Here is a 16,987-nt window from a genome sequence, read left to right as displayed (position 1 = left end):
CTATTCATCTCCATTTTTCATTTTGAATCCAACCAGTATCTATTGTGGTTCCCATGTTAATAAACATTTGATAAAATGTCTTCAACCAGTTTGAAAGCAATTAACCCAACCACTTTAAAAACAGGAGTACGTGTATGAATCAAGAGAACAGTTCGAGTTATCCAAAATACAAGCAAATCATTGATTTTATGAAAGAGAAAATTGCGCGTGGAGAATGGCCGATTGGAAGTAAAATTCCTAGTCAGCGAAAGCTTGCTGCTATGTTTGATGTTAACCGAAGTACGGTCATCACCGCATTAGAGGAATTAACAGCGGACGGTTTAATTGAAGGTAAGATGGGAAAGGGAACCATCGTTATAAATAATACGTGGACACTTTTGGCTACAACTCCGCCCGATTGGGATGTTCATGTGAAATCAGGCATGCATCATCCGAGTCAAGCAATGGTACAAGATATTAATGAATCCGAATTTAACTCAAACCTTATTCAATTAAGCAAAGGAGAGCTTTCACCTGACATATTTCCTAAAAACAAAATGAAATACGCCGTAGAAAAAGTAGCAGAAAATATGGAGGTTCTAGGATACGAAGAACCAAAGGGGTATTTGCCTTTACGAAAAGAGTTAAGTGCATATATGAAAACAATAGGGATTGAATCTTCTCCAGATTCTATTTTAATTGTTTCCGGCGCTCTTCAAGCTCTTCAGCTTATTTCAATTGGACTGCTGCAAAGAAACTCTTCGGTTTTGCTCGAAAAACCTTCTTATCTATATTCCTTACATGTATTTCAATCAGCCGGAATGAAACTCAAAGGCCTTGCTATGGATGAGGAAGGAATAAAAGTAACAGCTATAAAACGCGCCGACCCTCAAGAAGGGCAAGCTATTTTATATACAAATCCATGTTTCCATAACCCAACGGGAACATTAATGTCACAAAATAGGCGTTACGATTTGTTGAAAGAATGTGAGGAACATCAGCTTCCTATTATTGAAGATGATTTATACCGCGAATTATGGCTAGATAAACGGCCTCCACTGCCATTAAAAGCTTTAGATAAAAATGGACACGTGTTATATGTTAGCAGTCTTTCAAAAACACTAAGCCCAGGATTACGGATCGGATGGATAGTCGGCCCAGAACCAGTCATTGAGCGTTTGGCGGATATTAAAATGCAAACAGATTATGGATCTAGCTCATTATCTCAAAGAGTAGCAGCAGAATGGTTTAAAAATGGCTTATATCAACAGCATATGGAAACTGTACGAACGGAATTGCGAACAAGAAGAAAAGTGATGCTGAATGCTTTGGAAACATACGCAGGAGATATAGCAACATGGACGAATCCTGAAGGAGGCTTTTTTATATGGGTGCATATTCAACCTTCTATTTTAATGAAATCTTTATACTCTCGTGCTTTAAAAAGAGGGATATTGCTTAACTCTGGAAGTATTTATGCACAAGAAACCGGCAGTTATCTTCGGCTTTCTTACGCCTATGCCTCTTTACCAGATATCGATAGAAGCATTAAAATTCTTGCTGAACTGATTCGGGAATTGCAAGTAAGGAATAGTGGGTAATCCACTATTCCTTTTTATTTGTATCAAACTATTCTTCTCTTCTTATAAAAAACTTCAAGTAATAACTGACTATATATTACCATCTATAATACGTGTTATTTTTTATGGAAAAAATAAGTTAATAAAACTTTTAATTGACTTTCTGTACGTTTTACATGTAAATCGTGAACGGTTTTAACTACGTAATCATTATCAAACATTTCCAACACCTCAATTATTGTTAAGTTTCCTGTTTGTTATAGTTTATGAAATCAGCAGACGCATATCATCGGCCATCAGCTGTAACTTTACGGTTTGTCTTTTACAACTAAAGGCTGAAACGTACGCTCATGATTGAACGCACGAATAACAGGATATGCAAAAAAATGAAAAGTGTGCACGTTTTGTTTTAAAAAAGCTATATCTTTAAAAAAAGAAAATTGTCACACACATTTATGAATATGTATCTACTAAGTAAGAAGACTTTTTTAGTTGGTGGGATTGAAGGTGAAAAAGATGGATGAATTATTTAAAGATCTTGATCTGTACAGAACGCAAGAAGAAATGAAGAAGTATTTTGAACATACGCAGCAAATGATTCATCAAAACAAAGAGTATATAAAATTAGCCAGACTTAAAAAAGGGCGTTTCAAAAAGTTTTTTGAAGAGTTTTATCCGCTTTATTGCTTCAGCCAATCTTCTTATTGTCCGAGGAATTCAAAATTGAAGCTTATTATTGGAAGTCAAGGATACGACGGATTAATTATTCAGCCGGATGGTACTGAAAAACGAATTGAAATTACTTCTTACAAAGATGGGAAACTGGAATTTGAAGATGCACAGAGGGTCAATTCAGGAAATTTTGCTCTACCCCGTATCCAGACGGAAGGTTCTGTGGAAGAGTATATAGAAAAAGTGCTAGAGAACATTCAAAAAAAGAGCAAAAAAGATTATAGTGGCGCATCCATTTTATTTGTTGTACACACGTTTCATTATTTTGAAGCCTATGGAAAAAGTTCAGCTGCCTTTATTCGTACCTTAAAAAAAGAAATGAAGAAGACAGATTTTCGAGCGGATGAAATTTATTTATTGGAATTAAATCAGCCAGAAAGTGAAAGTGTTAAGCAAAACATTCATTTCATTAAATAAGAAGACACGCTGTAGATGTTGAGGTGTGTCTTCTTTTCTGATAATAGAACTTAATGCAGGTGGATAATTTTGAAAATTACAACAATTAAGTGCTATAATTCAAGTGTGAATATGCATTCAGAGGAGGAAAACCAATGGATTTAGCTTATAGAGAGAAAGCGTACGAATATGCCAAAAGATTTGAATCTAGCTATGACGATTATGATGAACGCTATAAGGTGCACAATAATCCGACGGTATGGCGATTTATGCCGCTGGCTGATTTTCAAGATTTACTAGAAACCAATGCGCTTTTTTTCGCAAAACCTGATGCATTTTCGGATCCCCTTGAAGGATGCTCTTCGATGTGGAACATAGAAGAGTTAAGAAAAAAAGGCGAACGTCATAACCGTACCTCTAGAACCTATATAAGAAAAATCCATGAATTTTCTGCTGTTTCATCCTGGCATATCAATGATTACGAAGCCGCTGGAATGTGGGATCTATATTTAAAAGGGAATGATGGCGTAGCTATTAAAACCACCTATGAAAATTTATTGTGCAGTATTAAAGATTTACGCTATAAAATCTTCTCTGGAAAAGTGCAGTACATAGACTTCCAAAAAGAAATGATCAGTCACTCTGTATATGACACGTTATTTTACAAGCGCAAATCCTATCAGCATGAAAATGAATTGAGGCTTGTTATTGTAGCAAGTCGTATACACGCTTGGAAGCTGCAAAAGCTATTCGAAATTCAAGGTATTTCCGCAAATCAATGGCAAAAACGAATGGATATCCTCGAAAAAAGATCGTATGAGTTTTCTCACGAGCATGGCAACCTCCTTACATGTAATTTACATCAGCTTATCAACGATATTTACGTATCGCCAAGAAGCGCTCAAAGCTGTGTAGATGAGGTAAAAGCTCTTACTAAGAAACACGGTCTCGCTTATAAAAAGGTTATTCAGTCTGACTTGTATAAGGACTATATTTACTAAATGCTAGCGAAGTACACAAAGGCTTAATCAAAAAATGATTAAGCTTTTCGTGTTACACGTTTTATATTTCCATACATTTCCTCATATAAAATAAAACAAACCTCCAAAGCCTATATATACATATTAGACAAATCAGGAGTACAGTATGGTTAAAAAAATGCTGTTTATTTTAGTATGCGGGCTTTGTTTGTGTTTGTTTTTTCAATGGGACATAAAAAAAGGCTATAACGCTTATGTTCGTGTACATCCGCTTATCGAAACGCCTGTTTACCAAGGAAAGATAGCGCTGTATACACAAGGAAGTAGTTTATATCCTACTTTATTTGAGGATATTAAAAAAGCAAAAAAGTACGTGTACATTCAATTTTTTATTATTCGAGCGGACAACATCAGCATAAAGCTATTTGAGCTATTGAAAGAGAAAGCAGCTGAAGGGGTAAAGATTAAACTTTCTGTAGATCGTTTTGGAGGAAACGATCTCTCCCGAACACTCATAGATGATCTTAAGAAAAATGGAGTTGAGTTTACCTTTAGTCGAAAAGCAAGCAGGCAGCACTTTTTTTATAGCATTAATCATCGAAATCATCGAAAGTTTGTCGTAGTAGATGGCCAAGAAGCCTATCTCGGAGGTTTTAATATAGGAGAAGAATACTTAGGGAAGCATAAAAAATTGGGCTATTGGCGTGATTACCACTTGCGAATTAAAGGAGAAGGTATTTTTGAAATTGAAAAGCAATTTTTGAAAGATTGGGAAGAAGACACGGGACAACATATATCTGCTCAGCGAGTTCCTATCGCTCGCTCTCACGGAGCAAACTATCAGCTATTGTTTTCAACTGGAGAAGAACTTGAGCAAAAGATGATTGATCTAATCAACCGTGCCAAAGTAAAGCTTACCATTGCTACCCCTTATTTTATTCCAAGTGAACATTTAATGAATGCACTTATTTCAGCAAAAGAAAAAGGCGTTTTAATCGATATTATACTTCCGGACAATACCGATGCGTGGTTCACTAAACCGCCTAGTTACCCTAAAACAGAGCAACTATTAAACAAAGGTATTCGAATTTTCTTATATAAAAAGGGGTTTTTTCACGGAAAAGTAATGGTCATCGATCATACGATTGCCAATATTAGCACAGCCAACTGGGATCCCCGAAGTTTTTATTTAAATGATGAAGCGAGCTGTCTTATTTATGATCGCGAGATGATTGCACACATAGAACGAGAAATTAATGAAGATAAAACAAACAGCCGCAGATTAACCAAAACAGTAATAGATGAAATCCCTAAATGGGAACGTTCTCTAAAAAAAACACCGGAATGGATTTATTATTATTTTTGAAAAAATACCCAAATCAAGTTTTAATTATTTTTCCCCGGGTATATATTCTATGTAAGGCCAATACAGGAAAGGAGAGACTGTACACATGCATTGTTTTACAGCGACTTCAAGAAACGTATTGAGCACCTTAGAAGGAAGATTTGCTTTAATTACAAAAGGAACATTGGTAAACAATCGTTATACTAAGTGCTAGGCTGTCTAATTCAGACAGAATACTCGACTATTCTATTCAAACATAACATTCAGTATGAAAAAGAAGATGCGTGCTAAGCGCATCTTCTTTTTTGTTGACTCTATTTTCTCTCTCTTTTGTACTTCGTCTTATTTTTACGCATAAAATAATAAAAAGGAGGGGGTTATGCTGTTTGATTATGAACGGGAGTTAACGATTGACCGAAAAGATGCTACTCAAAAGACTGCAGTCACTAATGCTGAGACTTATAAAAAAATAGACTGGGAACAAGTGAAATCAGAACAAAATCTTGCGGATGACCAAGCCCTTGTACGCGTACCTTTTCCGCTGATTTTCAAAAAAAATCAGCTGTATCCTGTATGGGATTTAAGAAAGTACGCTTTTTTATTTGAACAATCTACACCTGCTACTGTCCACCCTAAACTGTGGGAACAAGGAAAATTAAATGTACAAGCCGGTTTATATCAAGTAACTGAAAACATCTTTCAAGTAAGAGGCTTTGATATGGCTAATATTACATTTGTTAAAGGGAAAACGGGGTGGATTGTTATTGATTGCTTAACATCCAAAGAAACGGCAGAAAAAGCGCTTGAACTAGTAAACCAGCAGTGCGGTAAGCGTCCTGTTAGAGCTGTTATCTTCTCTCATTCGCATATAGATCATTACGGCGGAGTTCTAGGGATATTACCTGACTCAACACAAAATAAAACTAGTAAAGTTTATGCTCCTGCTGGATTTATGGATGCGGTTATTGATGAAAACGTCACGGCGGCAACAGCAATGACACGAAGAAGTCAATACATGTACGGTATTCGACTGCGACGCGATGAAAAAGGCCTAATTGACAACGGCATCGGAAAAGAAATTTCATTTGGAACAATCACGCTTATTAAAGGAATAGAAGAAATTCATCCTTCCGAACATCATTCTTATGTAAGTAAGAAAATTGACGGCGCCTCATTTCAGTTTCAGCTTACGCCAGGGACGGAGGCGCCTGCTGAAATGAACATCTATATTCCTAGTGAAAAGGCTCTTTGTATTGCAGAAAACTGTACGGCCACTCAGCACAACCTCTATACCCTTAGAGGAGCAAAAGTAAGAGACGCAGCAGCGTGGGCAAGGTACTTGCAGCAAGCAATCGATTTATTTGGCCAAGAACTAACAACTGTATTTGGGGTACATAATTGGCCAAGGTTCGGAAATGAGTCGTGTATTACCTATATCGAAAATCAACGAGATGTTTATCAATATATTCATGACCAAACATTAAGGCTGGTGAATCAAGGTTATACCATCGACCACGTCGGTCGAATGATGAAGCTACCGGAAACCCTATCTCACGAGTGGTATACAAACGGCTTTTATGGAACGGTTAACCATAACGCAAAAGCGGTTTATCAGCGCTATATGGGCTGGTATAACAGCAATCCTGTAGATTTAAATAAACTGTTTCCTGAAGAGTCAGCTAAGAAATATGTAGAGTATATGGGCGGAGCGGACAACATTGTCCAAAAAGCACAGCGCTGTTTTCAACAAGGCGACTATCAATGGGTAGCTGAAGTGACCAAACAAGTTATTTACGCTGATCCTCACCATGTGAAGGCAAAACTTTTATGCGCAGACGCGCTTGAACAATTAGGGTATATAGCTGAATCTGGTCCTTGGCGAAATGAATATTTAACAGGAGCCAAAGAACTTCGTTTAGGTAATATACCGCTGCCAGTCAACATTATTACAAAAGAAGTATGGGATACACTTCCTTTGAAAAATATTTTAGAACTATTTAGCATTCGCGTAGATGGATTAAAGGCGGGCGCATGTAACTATCGTATATTGTTTGTGATACCCGATCGTAATGAAGTAGCTCTCACAGAACTTAAGCATGGAATCTTTAGGTATCTTGGAGATACGCGAAAGAAAGCTGAGGTGACGGTAACGATGTGGCAAGATACCTTATACCGGCTAACAACTACAAATGATCACTCTTATAGCTCGGTCATATTTGTTCAAGGAGATAAATCAAAATGGGATTTTTTTTTGTTTTGTCAGGATTCTATTGATCCAAACTTTAATATTGTGACACCTGTTTCTAAAAAATAGAGTACCTGATTACAGCTCAGAAAGCACATCGTTGACTTTTTGTTCAAAACAGCTGTCGCATGTGAAGATTTCTTTTTCTTGAAAAGATGTTAGCCTTTCTCCACAGATGGAACAGCATTCTATATAGTGATTGTTTCGCTCTTGTTCTTTTCTTTCATGTAACATAGCACTTTCCTCCTTTTCAGTATAAATAGTTTGTCTTATTTCTTTAAGTATATACTAATATCAGCCTATGCAGGGAATATAAGGCTTGCTAATGCAGATTATTTATAAAATAAAAGCGTTGTAAAACCGCCGAAATTGGCACAGGAATTGCATATTAAATCATTGAGAAATTTGAATGATTAATATGAGGTGAACAGAATGTCCATTACAAAAACAGCTAGTGAATTAAAAAAAGAACAGCAGCAAGAACAGGAATCACTTAATTTATTTTTATCTACTCAAACCGTTATTCAAGAAGCGCTTCAAAAACTAGGGTATGGTGAAGAAATGTATCATTTGTTGAAAGAACCGCTGCGCATGATGACGGTTCGTATTCCAGTTAAAATGGATAACGGATCGGTAAAAGTATTTACGGGCTACCGCTCTCAGCATAATGATGCTGTCGGGCCTACTAAAGGAGGCGTACGCTTTCATCCTGAAGTAAATGAAGAAGAAGTGAAGGCATTATCCATTTGGATGAGTTTAAAATGCGGGATTGTCGACCTTCCGTACGGCGGAGGTAAAGGCGGAATTGTATGTGACCCAAGAAACATGTCGTTTGGTGAACTAGAGCGACTCAGCCGCGGCTATGTAAGAGCCATCAGTCAAATAGTTGGGCCTACTAAAGATATTCCTGCACCGGATGTCTATACAAATTCTCAAATCATGGCGTGGATGATGGACGAATATAGCCGACTGCGTGAGTTCGATTCCCCTGGTTTTATTACCGGAAAACCTATCGTACTCGGAGGATCTCAAGGACGCGAAACTGCAACGGCTAAAGGAGTAACCATTTGTATAGAAGAAGCTGTTAAAAAGAAAAACCTTAACTTGCAAGAAGCACGGATTATTATTCAAGGCTTCGGAAATGCCGGCAGTTTTCTTGCTAAGTTCATGCATGACGCAGGAGCAAAAGTAATTGGCATTTCAGACGCGTACGGAGCTCTTTATGATCCGCTTGGTCTTGATATTGATTACCTGCTTGATCGACGCGACAGTTTTGGTACCGTAACGAATTTATTTACAAATGTGATAACAAACGAAGAACTATTAGAAAAAGAATGTGATATTTTAGTACCCGCAGCCATTTCGAATCAAATTACGGTTCGTAACGCTCATCGCATTAAAGCTTCTATTGTAGTCGAAGCAGCGAACGGACCGACTACACTTGAGGCTACGCGCATTTTAGACGAAAAAGGCGTGCTTTTAGTGCCAGATATTTTAGCGAGTGCTGGAGGCGTAACGGTTTCATACTTCGAATGGGTGCAAAATAATCAAGGCTACTACTGGTCTGAAGAGGAAGTAGCTTACAAATTACGCAAGGTAATGGTGGATTCATTTGAAACGATCTATCAAATCGCTCAAGAAAATGATGTAGACATGAGACTTGCTGCTTACATGGCAGGAATCAAAAAATCAGCTGAAGCTTCTCGTTTCCGCGGCTGGGTATAAGATAAAAAAACGATTTGGACTACATGTTCCAAATCGTTTTTTATTTACCGGAACTGCCAAATAATTAAAAGAAAACCTGCTAAAAAAACAAACATGCATAAAAAATTGGCATATTTATTTATCGCAACCCGAATGATGGCAAAACAATTGACAGTGAGAATGATTTTCAATTATTCTATATATAAGATATATACATACCTATACTAATAAATTGAATGTAGAAAAGGAGACAGAAAGCATGAGTGTATTAGATATTATTAAAGCCAGAAGAACGATTGGGGCTATGCAAGATAAAGACGTATCAGAAAATGCTATCAACCTTATGTTAGAAGCAGGCACTTGGGCTCCTAACCATAAAAAGACAGAGCCTTGGAAATTCCGAGTGTTTACGGGGGATTCACGCGTTCGTTTAGGAGACGAAATGGAACGTATTATGAAGCAAAAAACTGCTCACTTAAGTGAGGAAGAAGCGTTGAAAAAAACAACAAAAGCTAAAAAAGGCCCGCTTCGTGCTCCTGTCATTATTGCTGTAGCAGTAAGTCCTTCAGGAAAAGTGCCTGAAATTGAAGAAATCTCTGCCGTAGCGGCAAGCATACAAAATATGCTATTAGTAGCGGAAGAACAAGGTTTGGCTACAATTTGGAGAACGGGTGATATTGTCTATCAGTCAGAACTGAATGACTTTTTATCTCTAGAAGAAGACGATAAGCTCTTAGGCTTAATTTACGTCGGACACCCTAATAAAGAAGCTTCATCAAAACGTATTCCATATCAAGATAAAACGATTTGGTATCGTTAAAAGGTTCTTCCTGTGTTTCTATAAATATTAAAGTAAAAAGGGGCAGTCACTTATACAATTGTGAGCTGTCTTTTTTATTGTTTTTAAGAAGTGGCAGAAGGGAACTTAACGGGAATATCAAATGATTATTTATGATAAAACAACAAAAGAGAAAGATAAGATACCTTAGATATTTTTCTTTTGTTTACTTTGTAATTAACGCTTTACTGATAGTTAATTCCTTTACAGAAGCAATAGATGGAGGTAGTCTCTTTGGGTAAGGGGAATAATTTTATGTGCCATTATGTTATCATTTCCCTTTGCTTACATGATTTTAGGAGCTCTGATATTCGTCCCATAACTTATTTATAAAATTGAATAGTAGAAAAGATAATGGTTAGGAACCGATAAAACAGTTCATAACATCTTATTCTCCCGAGTGACTAACCTGTATCTCTGTCGTCGTAATTTAAAAATAGCTCTTGCCTAGACTTAGGTAGGGGCTATTTTTAACGGGGTGAAAAGGGGAGGAGTGTCAATAAAATTTAAAATTCCAAGCTAAGTAACCGCTGCTTTTTTTCTTCAAAGTTATTGTATAACTTTTTAATATCTTAATATATGGAACGGAATCATAGTTCAATTCTATCTCAATGTGTTGCAGGTGAATAACCTCTATCTAGAAGTGAAGTTTGCTTGATCCTATATAAAGCTGTCCTTTACTGGCTGTATGCTTTGCATTGACTGCTTTTTTAAATATAATGTATAGTAAAAATATACTGTATATTCCAAGGTGATTCCAATGAGATTTTTGATTGAGTATAAGGATTTTAAAACGAAAGAAGAAAATAACTTTTCTTTGCAATTATTAGATACTTTTTTAAATGAACATTTAATAGGAGAGTTTCACGGAAGCACGTTTGAGTGTATTTTAATCCGTTTTATAAACAATCCTACCTCTAAGAAGAAGTACAAATTACGTGTTCTCTATGAAAATATAGCCGAAATTGAGTTGCCTGGAAATTTTATCAATAACAAAAATCTTAATATAGAGGATTTCTTAACAGGTCTACATAGAGTTGAAGAGGCTATTGTGCTAGTTAAAACTATAAAACTAAAGTCAGAACTCGACATTAGTGAAGATAAACTTCTATTAGAGTTTCAACAATCGATAAAAGATGCACCGCGTACACTCGAGGAGCTAAAGGCATACTTCAAGAAGCAAAAGCAAACAGCTCAAAGTAACTGGGCTAAACTAGCTGACCTTTCAATGAAAAGGTCTTTGACTAATCCAAAACCGCTAACAAAGCCATTAACAACGATTAGTATTTCTGCTCCTATCGAAGAAACAGAACCAAACCACTCTTTTATCTACACCGAAGTTTTCAGCAACCTGCTAAGGAAAGCAGAAGTGATGCTGCCGGGTTATAGTCACATCTTTATACATTTAGCGGATACACTAGTGGAAGCAAAACAAGAGTTTGCCCCGAATCACCGGATAAAAGATGCATTTTCGATAATAGATACTAAAAAATATATGGCGAGTGACAACGAAACTAAATCAAATATGATGTTTAATAGTATAGTTTCAGCATTAAGAAGCATTACGAAGTTTGATCACTTAGAAGAGCATAAAATAGAATCTGTTATTGAAAAAATAAAAGAAGAAGGCACCGACATTGAGCTCACATACTTCTCGAAACAAAATGGTAAGTATTTAGCCGAGGTCATTTATACAGTGCCCAAATCTCATCTTACAAATGCTCCATTTAAACTGCGTGTTACGGACCTTAATTCTAACGTTGTTAAAACTACAAAAATAGATGATATTAATTTATTTTGGTGCCCGTATAGCTTCGGAAGCATAAATATAAAAAAAAATTCAGTTGTTATTAACGGGAGAAAGAGCCAGAGAGCAGAGATTTCAAGGAGAGCTGACAAATTACCGGATGAATACATTTTTAAGATTAAAGATATATTTATTTAACTTTTTATAATGACTAGGAATAAATTTACAATCAGGAACAAAATAGTAGTAAGGATGACCGTTCTTATCCCCAATTTTTTATAAATATCTTATACCCTAAAAAACAAAACAAGCTGGCATTTTAAATGCGCAGCTTGTTTTGTCTGTTTTCGTATTCTTTAAAAACGATTAATACAGGCATCTAATATATCTTCATACTGTGCTTTTGTGTCATCTTTACTAAACTTTGTTCTTCTCGAGAAGTATGAAAAACTCCTTTTCATTATCTTTTTGCAGGATTACTAATAGCTAAGAGATGCTCGTATCTTTTTTATTTGTTACTAGCTATTGGTATCTCTACTATGATTGGCATCCAAACATTTGTTAATCTTAGTGCAGTGTCAGGAATCTTACCAATCACCGGAGTAACACTTCCTTTTGTCAGTTACGGTTTTTCCTCAATTACTTTGCTATTGTTTACAACTGGTGTACTTCCCGAAATCTCTATGTTGGACAAGTTTAAAAATAAGTACAAACAAACTGGTACAGAACCAACTCAATTGAAAAGTGTCTGATTAGAAGATAGCGGCTTACTTCATACCACTATCTTTTTTATACTAAAAGCGAACTAAAGAGACGATATCTTGTTGTGTTTCTTATAAATAATTAAAACTTTTTTACCTATTTTCTTTAAAATGTAAAACTATTCCTGTTTTGAAACGTACTAGATATAGTAGAAATTTACAAAAGGAGAGGCGATATAAGAGTTAACTATCTTTGTTACTACAGAAAAAAACTTACTTCGAGGTGAAGGCGTGAAAAATAAACATATTTTAGAGGTGAAAAATTTAACTAAAGTTTATAAAGGAGAGGGTTATGAAGTTACTGCACTAAATAATATATCCTTTCAGTTAAGGGTAGGTGAAATGGTTGCTGTTATGGGAACAAGTGGTTCAGGAAAAAGCACACTGCTGAACATTTTAGGAGCACTGGATGAACCAACTAGTGGAACAATTAAATTAAAAGGAATGTTTTCAAAAGATATGTTCCAAGAACCTCAAGCTTCAGCGTACAGAAGAGATAATATTGGATTTATCTTTCAATCATTCCACTTATTAAAGGATTTATCTGTAGAAGAAAACATAGCTCTGCCGCTTGTTTTAAAGGGACTTACATCGGATGTAATTGATTTAAAAGTAAATAACGTTGTCGAGCTCTTGGGCTTAACAGCTTGGAAAAAACACCGTCCTGTACAACTATCAGGTGGACAACAGCAGCGCGTAGCTATAGGAAGGGCTATTATAACTGACCCACCTATTATTCTGGCAGATGAACCTACAGGTAACCTTGATTTTAATACTTCCGAAGGCATACTAGACACACTGGTAACCACAAAAAACGAACTTAGCCAAAGCATACTTCTTGTTACTCACGACCCTAATGTAGCTACTTATGCAGATCGCGTTCTATTCTTTCATGATGGCTCTATTGTCGATACGTATATCTGTAGTGGAAATAGTGATTTGGATCATATACTAGAGAAGTTTAAGCTGATTACAAAAGCCGAGAGTCTTAAGATATGAAAACACGACGAGGTTTAGCTTTTCGTTTATTTAAGTCCAATAAATTCATTGTGTTTTCGTCTATTGTAAGTATAGCTATTTCTACCATGCTTGTACTTAGTATGGTTTTATTCTCTTTTAATGCGCAGGACACATTAAAAAGTCAATTAAAACAAACTTACGGTGCGATGGATTTGTCCGTAGGGTTTGATATGAATCAAGGCAAAATTTTGACATCAACTTTAGTTGAAGAAATTCACCAGGATAAAATGGTAGATAAGGTATCAAAAGTATCTATTGCTCATTTAAACCTAAATCAACTACATGCCTCTATCTATACAGTAGGTGTTGAAAATGATTACTTAGCTAAAAGTCGATATCACTTTTCCAAACCTCTAAATAGTAGCTCTGTGGCAATGAATAAGAGCTTAGCCCAAGATTTAGACATAAAAACTGGAGATAAAGTCCTTATTGAAAACAGAACATACACATTAGCGGAAACCGTAAATGATTTATCCGCTACTGGAGTAGCACCGGATATGCTGATACTTAATCAAAAGAATGTAAAACGCTATATTCAAACAAAAGAAAAAAGCAGCGCAGAAGCGACTTATTTATTAATAAAGGCACAAAAAAACGAGAGCGCCTTAAAGTTGGCCAATCATATTAAATCATATAACAAGGACTTACGTATTGATATAGCTGAACAAGATGCAGGCGTGCAAAATAATTTACAATCCTTACATACATTTATTATGGTTTTATCGGCATTGGTATTAATCATCACGTCTCTTATTCTCATTTCAAACTTTGAGCTTTTGCTTTACAAAATGAGAAATCAGTTCGCCATTATGCGGTCGATAGGAGCCACTGCTAAACAGATTAGAGAGATTATCACACTTCAAAGCACCGTTATAAACACCGTAGGTACAGGTGTCGGGTTTTTGCTAACCTTTTGCAGTCAAAGGTACTTATACAGCTGGTTAGGAAAAGTGTCGAAAATAGCTTCCTCTCCATCTGATTTTAACGTAGGTACTGCCGTTATCATTACAGTTGTAATGTTTGTTATTATTCAATTCTTTTTACTCATTCCAGCTTATCGAAGTACAAAAGTATTGCCACTAAAAACAATGCAGAAGAACGAGAAAATTAACTATGGTTTTTCCAAGACAAGAATAGTAATTTTCAAGGTACTAATAGCAATGTCCTTATTTTTAGTTATAGGAAGCCAGGTATTTCCTACAAGAGGCACATACGGACCTGGGATGTTACTAATTACAGTTATTTTAGTCTTGTTTGCCTTTATACTAATCTTTCCTATCCTAGTGACTAAAGGATTAAAGTGGTTTTTACCATATGGAAAAAAACTATTTGGGAAAGAATTTTATATTTCCGTTAAAAATCTAATTCCTCAAGTTAGAAAAAATACAATGATTATCTTAATAATATGCGGATTAATGGTCATTACTGTATTTGGGTCAATTACATTTAGAACCATTCAAAATAATGGACTAACCTACTTAAAAAAAGAATATGTAATGCCGATTATTGTGGAAGCTCGTTCTGACAATTTAAAGATAGATACGGAAGAACTGATTAAAAAGGTAGAAGAGTTACCTAATGTAAAGAGTGTTAGTAATATTAGTTCTCAAAGTACAGCTCGACTTCTAACGTCAGAAAAAAACACAGGTATTAATTACTCGGTAGTCGATATTAAAAGGTTACAACAACAAGGTCTGTTAGAACAGTTTCCTTACAGTAAAAAAACAACTTCAAATAACAAGATTGTACTTTCAAAAAAGTTTGCTGAAAAGAATAACTTAAAATTAGGACAGACAATACATTTAGGATTATACGCACAAAATCAAAACGGATTTTATATAACGGAACAAATAATACCTAAAGGCGATTATGTAATATCCGCTACACCTGACCACCTTCTTGACCATAACCAAGCATTTTTAGACTTAAAGAACAACTTTGAAGGTTTAGAGTTCTATCGATTATATGTGGATTCAAAGAATGTAAAGGCCGCTGTAAAAGAAATTGAGGGCTTAAAAAGCCAGTATCCCGAATTAAAGGTAAGCAGCTATGATCAATCTTTTAAAGAGACAAACGAAATGTTTTATCAGCGTTGGGGAATTTTTATAGTTGTTATTTCCACATTGGTTATTTCTACCATGTTAGGAGTATTTAATTCATTGGCAAATAATATTTATTCAAAACGAAAAGAATTTGCTGTTTTACGCGCGATGGGCATGACGCCAAAATCCATTCGTAAAGTCATTCTTTCACAAGTGAATTTATATATTACGATTGGAGTAATATATGGAATTGTAATGGGACTTTTAATAACATTAATTCTGCTATTAATGGATCCAGGGAAGTTTGTTATAGATTATAAAACAATTCTTTCTGTAGTAGTATCAATGCTTGTAGTTAGCACTTTTTTATTCTCATACGTAAGTCGAAAAATATCTGGACAAGATCTTTCTATAGAGCTTACTAATGACAATAAGTGACCTCTCATGTAGGTATAGTAGAATACTATAATAGTAATAAACCCCAATCTCTTTGTAGAGGTTGGGGTTTATTACTTTCTATGTTATTTATTTAACAACAACGTTCCCTACATATTGTGCGTAGCCTCTATCAGTTTGAAGTTCTAGCACATAAACATAATTCCCTTTTTTCTTTGGGAACGTAAAAGTTCTATCTTGTTCGTTTATTCTAATATCTTGCTTCGCATTACTAGTGCTTATTGTATAAGAACTAATGTCATTAACAAGAAAATCTTCGCTGTCAAACCTTAAATTTCCTGGTGTTTCAGGGGCTACAGCTAGCTGTTGCTGCTTTTTAGCTCTATTTATACCATTCCTTGTATTTGTTTCCTTTCTGTACTGTTTTCCCTCTTCACCGCGCCAATCTACATTAGTTTCTTTCAGTTCAACATCCAAAACATCATTGGCCGATAATGTAACCGTAGGGGGAGAGAAGTCATATTCTTCGCCTATACACCCTGATAATCCAACGATAATAAACGTAAACAGAGATAATTTTATAAACTCTTTCATATATAATGTCCCCCTTAGTTAGTTGCGACTAATAAAAAAATTGCTGCTTAATTGCTTGGAACAGGGGAGAGGTAATAATAAATATCATATTCTTTATCAATATGAGGGACTGCTTCAGTATCGGTACGGGTTTCAATTGTCATATTTGATTTTGTTGGGGTACCGGCATAAAAATCGTACTTTACACCTTTTGGAGTCGTTATTTCACTAGTGATATCTGTAGTTCCCTTTGATTGTTTAATAATAGCTGGATTCCCATTAAAATACCAACGGATTTTTTGATCCTTTTGAGTTAATGTAGCTGTTCCTATACCTACATTCGATTTTTCTTTAATTGTATAGATAACAATCTTTTCGTTATCTACATATTTGCTTTCACCGATAATATCTTGTATTCCTGTAGACTCTTTTTTGGCATTTTCAAAGGCTTCATCTTCACTCGAATAAAATTCTCCGTCTTTTTTACCGTTTACGTTCATTGCTGAACAAGCCGTTAGTATACTTGCTGACAGTAGAGCTGCGAGTAATGCAGAATATAACTTTTTCATACAAACCCCCATTTTATTAATTTCTTTAATCTTAATATAAATAGTTAAAATAATCCATTTAGCAAAAGTACAAAACAAGA

Annotated in this window: 13 protein-coding genes and 1 pseudogene; 11 read left to right on the top strand and 3 right to left on the bottom strand. The window is 35.5% G+C overall.

The genetic code is table 11. The features are described from left to right. Positions 1-134 precede the first annotated feature (134 nt). From pdxR to ACNHOZ_RS25375, 5 genes are all read left to right on the top strand, one after another. Positions 135-1,580 (top strand): MocR-like pyridoxine biosynthesis transcription factor PdxR, encoded by a 1,446-nt coding sequence (gene pdxR / locus ACNHOZ_RS25395; protein WP_221833309.1) that lies wholly within the window; start codon positions 135-137, stop codon positions 1,578-1,580. Positions 1,581-2,075: 495 nt separating this feature from the next. Further along, positions 2,076-2,708, top strand: a complete 633-nt coding sequence (locus tag ACNHOZ_RS25390; protein ID WP_255900960.1) for a hypothetical protein — start codon at positions 2,076-2,078, stop codon at positions 2,706-2,708. 134 nt (positions 2,709-2,842) lie between these two features. Next, on the top strand, positions 2,843-3,688 hold the full coding sequence (locus tag ACNHOZ_RS25385) for a DUF2971 domain-containing protein (RefSeq protein WP_028413295.1): 846 nt from the start codon (positions 2,843-2,845) through the stop codon (positions 3,686-3,688). A gap of 145 nt (positions 3,689-3,833) precedes the next feature. After that, the gene (locus tag ACNHOZ_RS25380; protein ID WP_255900962.1) at positions 3,834-5,033 is read left to right on the top strand and encodes a phospholipase D-like domain-containing protein; all 1,200 of its coding nucleotides are present in this window, start codon (positions 3,834-3,836) and stop codon (positions 5,031-5,033) included. A 358-nt stretch (positions 5,034-5,391) separates the two neighbouring features. After that, positions 5,392-7,326 (top strand): alkyl/aryl-sulfatase, encoded by a 1,935-nt coding sequence (locus ACNHOZ_RS25375; protein ID WP_255900964.1) that lies wholly within the window; start codon positions 5,392-5,394, stop codon positions 7,324-7,326. Positions 7,327-7,335: 9 nt separating this feature from the next. On the opposite strand, the gene ACNHOZ_RS25370 is transcribed toward ACNHOZ_RS25375, so the two are convergent. Continuing rightward, the gene (locus ACNHOZ_RS25370) at positions 7,336-7,491 is read right to left on the bottom strand and encodes a hypothetical protein (protein WP_162871471.1); all 156 of its coding nucleotides are present in this window, start codon (positions 7,489-7,491) and stop codon (positions 7,336-7,338) included. 198 nt (positions 7,492-7,689) lie between these two features. On the opposite strand from ACNHOZ_RS25370, the gene ACNHOZ_RS25365 reads away from it, so the two are divergent. The 6 genes and pseudogenes from ACNHOZ_RS25365 (at position 7,690) to ACNHOZ_RS25340 (ending at position 15,807) form a co-directional block, all read left to right on the top strand. Beyond that, positions 7,690-8,982 (top strand): Glu/Leu/Phe/Val family dehydrogenase, encoded by a 1,293-nt coding sequence (locus ACNHOZ_RS25365; protein ID WP_048020841.1) that lies wholly within the window; start codon positions 7,690-7,692, stop codon positions 8,980-8,982. Between the two features lie 238 nt (positions 8,983-9,220). Beyond that, entirely contained in the window at positions 9,221-9,781 is a 561-nt protein-coding gene (locus ACNHOZ_RS25360) for a nitroreductase family protein (protein WP_221833301.1), read from the top strand. 778 nt (positions 9,782-10,559) lie between these two features. Then, positions 10,560-11,744 (top strand): hypothetical protein, encoded by a 1,185-nt coding sequence (locus ACNHOZ_RS25355; RefSeq protein ID WP_221833299.1) that lies wholly within the window; start codon positions 10,560-10,562, stop codon positions 11,742-11,744. Positions 11,745-12,022: 278 nt separating this feature from the next. Further along, positions 12,023-12,298, top strand: a pseudogene (locus tag ACNHOZ_RS25350) (FtsW/RodA/SpoVE family cell cycle protein); the annotation flags it as partial. 240 nt (positions 12,299-12,538) lie between these two features. Continuing rightward, positions 12,539-13,306: an ABC transporter ATP-binding protein gene (locus tag ACNHOZ_RS25345; protein WP_255900968.1), complete on the top strand. Its 768-nt coding sequence runs from the start codon at positions 12,539-12,541 to the stop codon at positions 13,304-13,306. Then, positions 13,303-15,807, top strand: a complete 2,505-nt coding sequence (locus ACNHOZ_RS25340) for an FtsX-like permease family protein (RefSeq protein ID WP_255900970.1) — start codon at positions 13,303-13,305, stop codon at positions 15,805-15,807. Before ACNHOZ_RS25345 ends, ACNHOZ_RS25340 begins: the two co-directional genes overlap by 4 nt. 87 nt (positions 15,808-15,894) lie before the next feature. Here the strand turns inward: ACNHOZ_RS25340 and ACNHOZ_RS25335 are convergent, their stop codons facing one another. Beyond that, the gene (locus tag ACNHOZ_RS25335) at positions 15,895-16,359 is read right to left on the bottom strand and encodes a hypothetical protein (RefSeq protein ID WP_255900973.1); all 465 of its coding nucleotides are present in this window, start codon (positions 16,357-16,359) and stop codon (positions 15,895-15,897) included. A gap of 47 nt (positions 16,360-16,406) precedes the next feature. Further along, complete coding sequence (locus tag ACNHOZ_RS25330; protein WP_255900975.1) at positions 16,407-16,907, bottom strand: hypothetical protein; 501 nt, start codon at positions 16,905-16,907, stop codon at positions 16,407-16,409. Between the last annotated feature and the right edge of the window lie 80 nt (positions 16,908-16,987).

This window comes from Priestia sp. D51 (assembly GCF_053345675.1).
This window is presented reverse-complemented; position numbering and strand designations above follow the sequence as displayed.

What these genes read in the sequence shown, in the direction of transcription:
- pdxR (WP_221833309.1), top strand. Translation starts at nt 135, where the DNA reads ATGAATCAAGAGAACAGTTCGAGTTATCCAAAATACAAGCAAATCATT.
- ACNHOZ_RS25390 (WP_255900960.1), top strand. Translation starts at nt 2,076, where the DNA reads ATGGATGAATTATTTAAAGATCTTGATCTGTACAGAACGCAAGAAGAA.
- ACNHOZ_RS25385 (WP_028413295.1), top strand. Translation starts at nt 2,843, where the DNA reads ATGGATTTAGCTTATAGAGAGAAAGCGTACGAATATGCCAAAAGATTT.
- ACNHOZ_RS25380 (WP_255900962.1), top strand. Translation starts at nt 3,834, where the DNA reads ATGGTTAAAAAAATGCTGTTTATTTTAGTATGCGGGCTTTGTTTGTGT.
- ACNHOZ_RS25375 (WP_255900964.1), top strand. Translation starts at nt 5,392, where the DNA reads ATGCTGTTTGATTATGAACGGGAGTTAACGATTGACCGAAAAGATGCT.
- ACNHOZ_RS25370 (WP_162871471.1), bottom strand. Translation starts at nt 7,491, where the DNA reads ATGTTACATGAAAGAAAAGAACAAGAGCGAAACAATCACTATATAGAA.
- ACNHOZ_RS25365 (WP_048020841.1), top strand. Translation starts at nt 7,690, where the DNA reads ATGTCCATTACAAAAACAGCTAGTGAATTAAAAAAAGAACAGCAGCAA.
- ACNHOZ_RS25360 (WP_221833301.1), top strand. Translation starts at nt 9,221, where the DNA reads ATGAGTGTATTAGATATTATTAAAGCCAGAAGAACGATTGGGGCTATG.
- ACNHOZ_RS25355 (WP_221833299.1), top strand. Translation starts at nt 10,560, where the DNA reads ATGAGATTTTTGATTGAGTATAAGGATTTTAAAACGAAAGAAGAAAAT.
- ACNHOZ_RS25340 (WP_255900970.1), top strand. Translation starts at nt 13,303, where the DNA reads ATGAAAACACGACGAGGTTTAGCTTTTCGTTTATTTAAGTCCAATAAA.
- ACNHOZ_RS25335 (WP_255900973.1), bottom strand. Translation starts at nt 16,359, where the DNA reads ATGAAAGAGTTTATAAAATTATCTCTGTTTACGTTTATTATCGTTGGA.
- ACNHOZ_RS25330 (WP_255900975.1), bottom strand. Translation starts at nt 16,907, where the DNA reads ATGAAAAAGTTATATTCTGCATTACTCGCAGCTCTACTGTCAGCAAGT.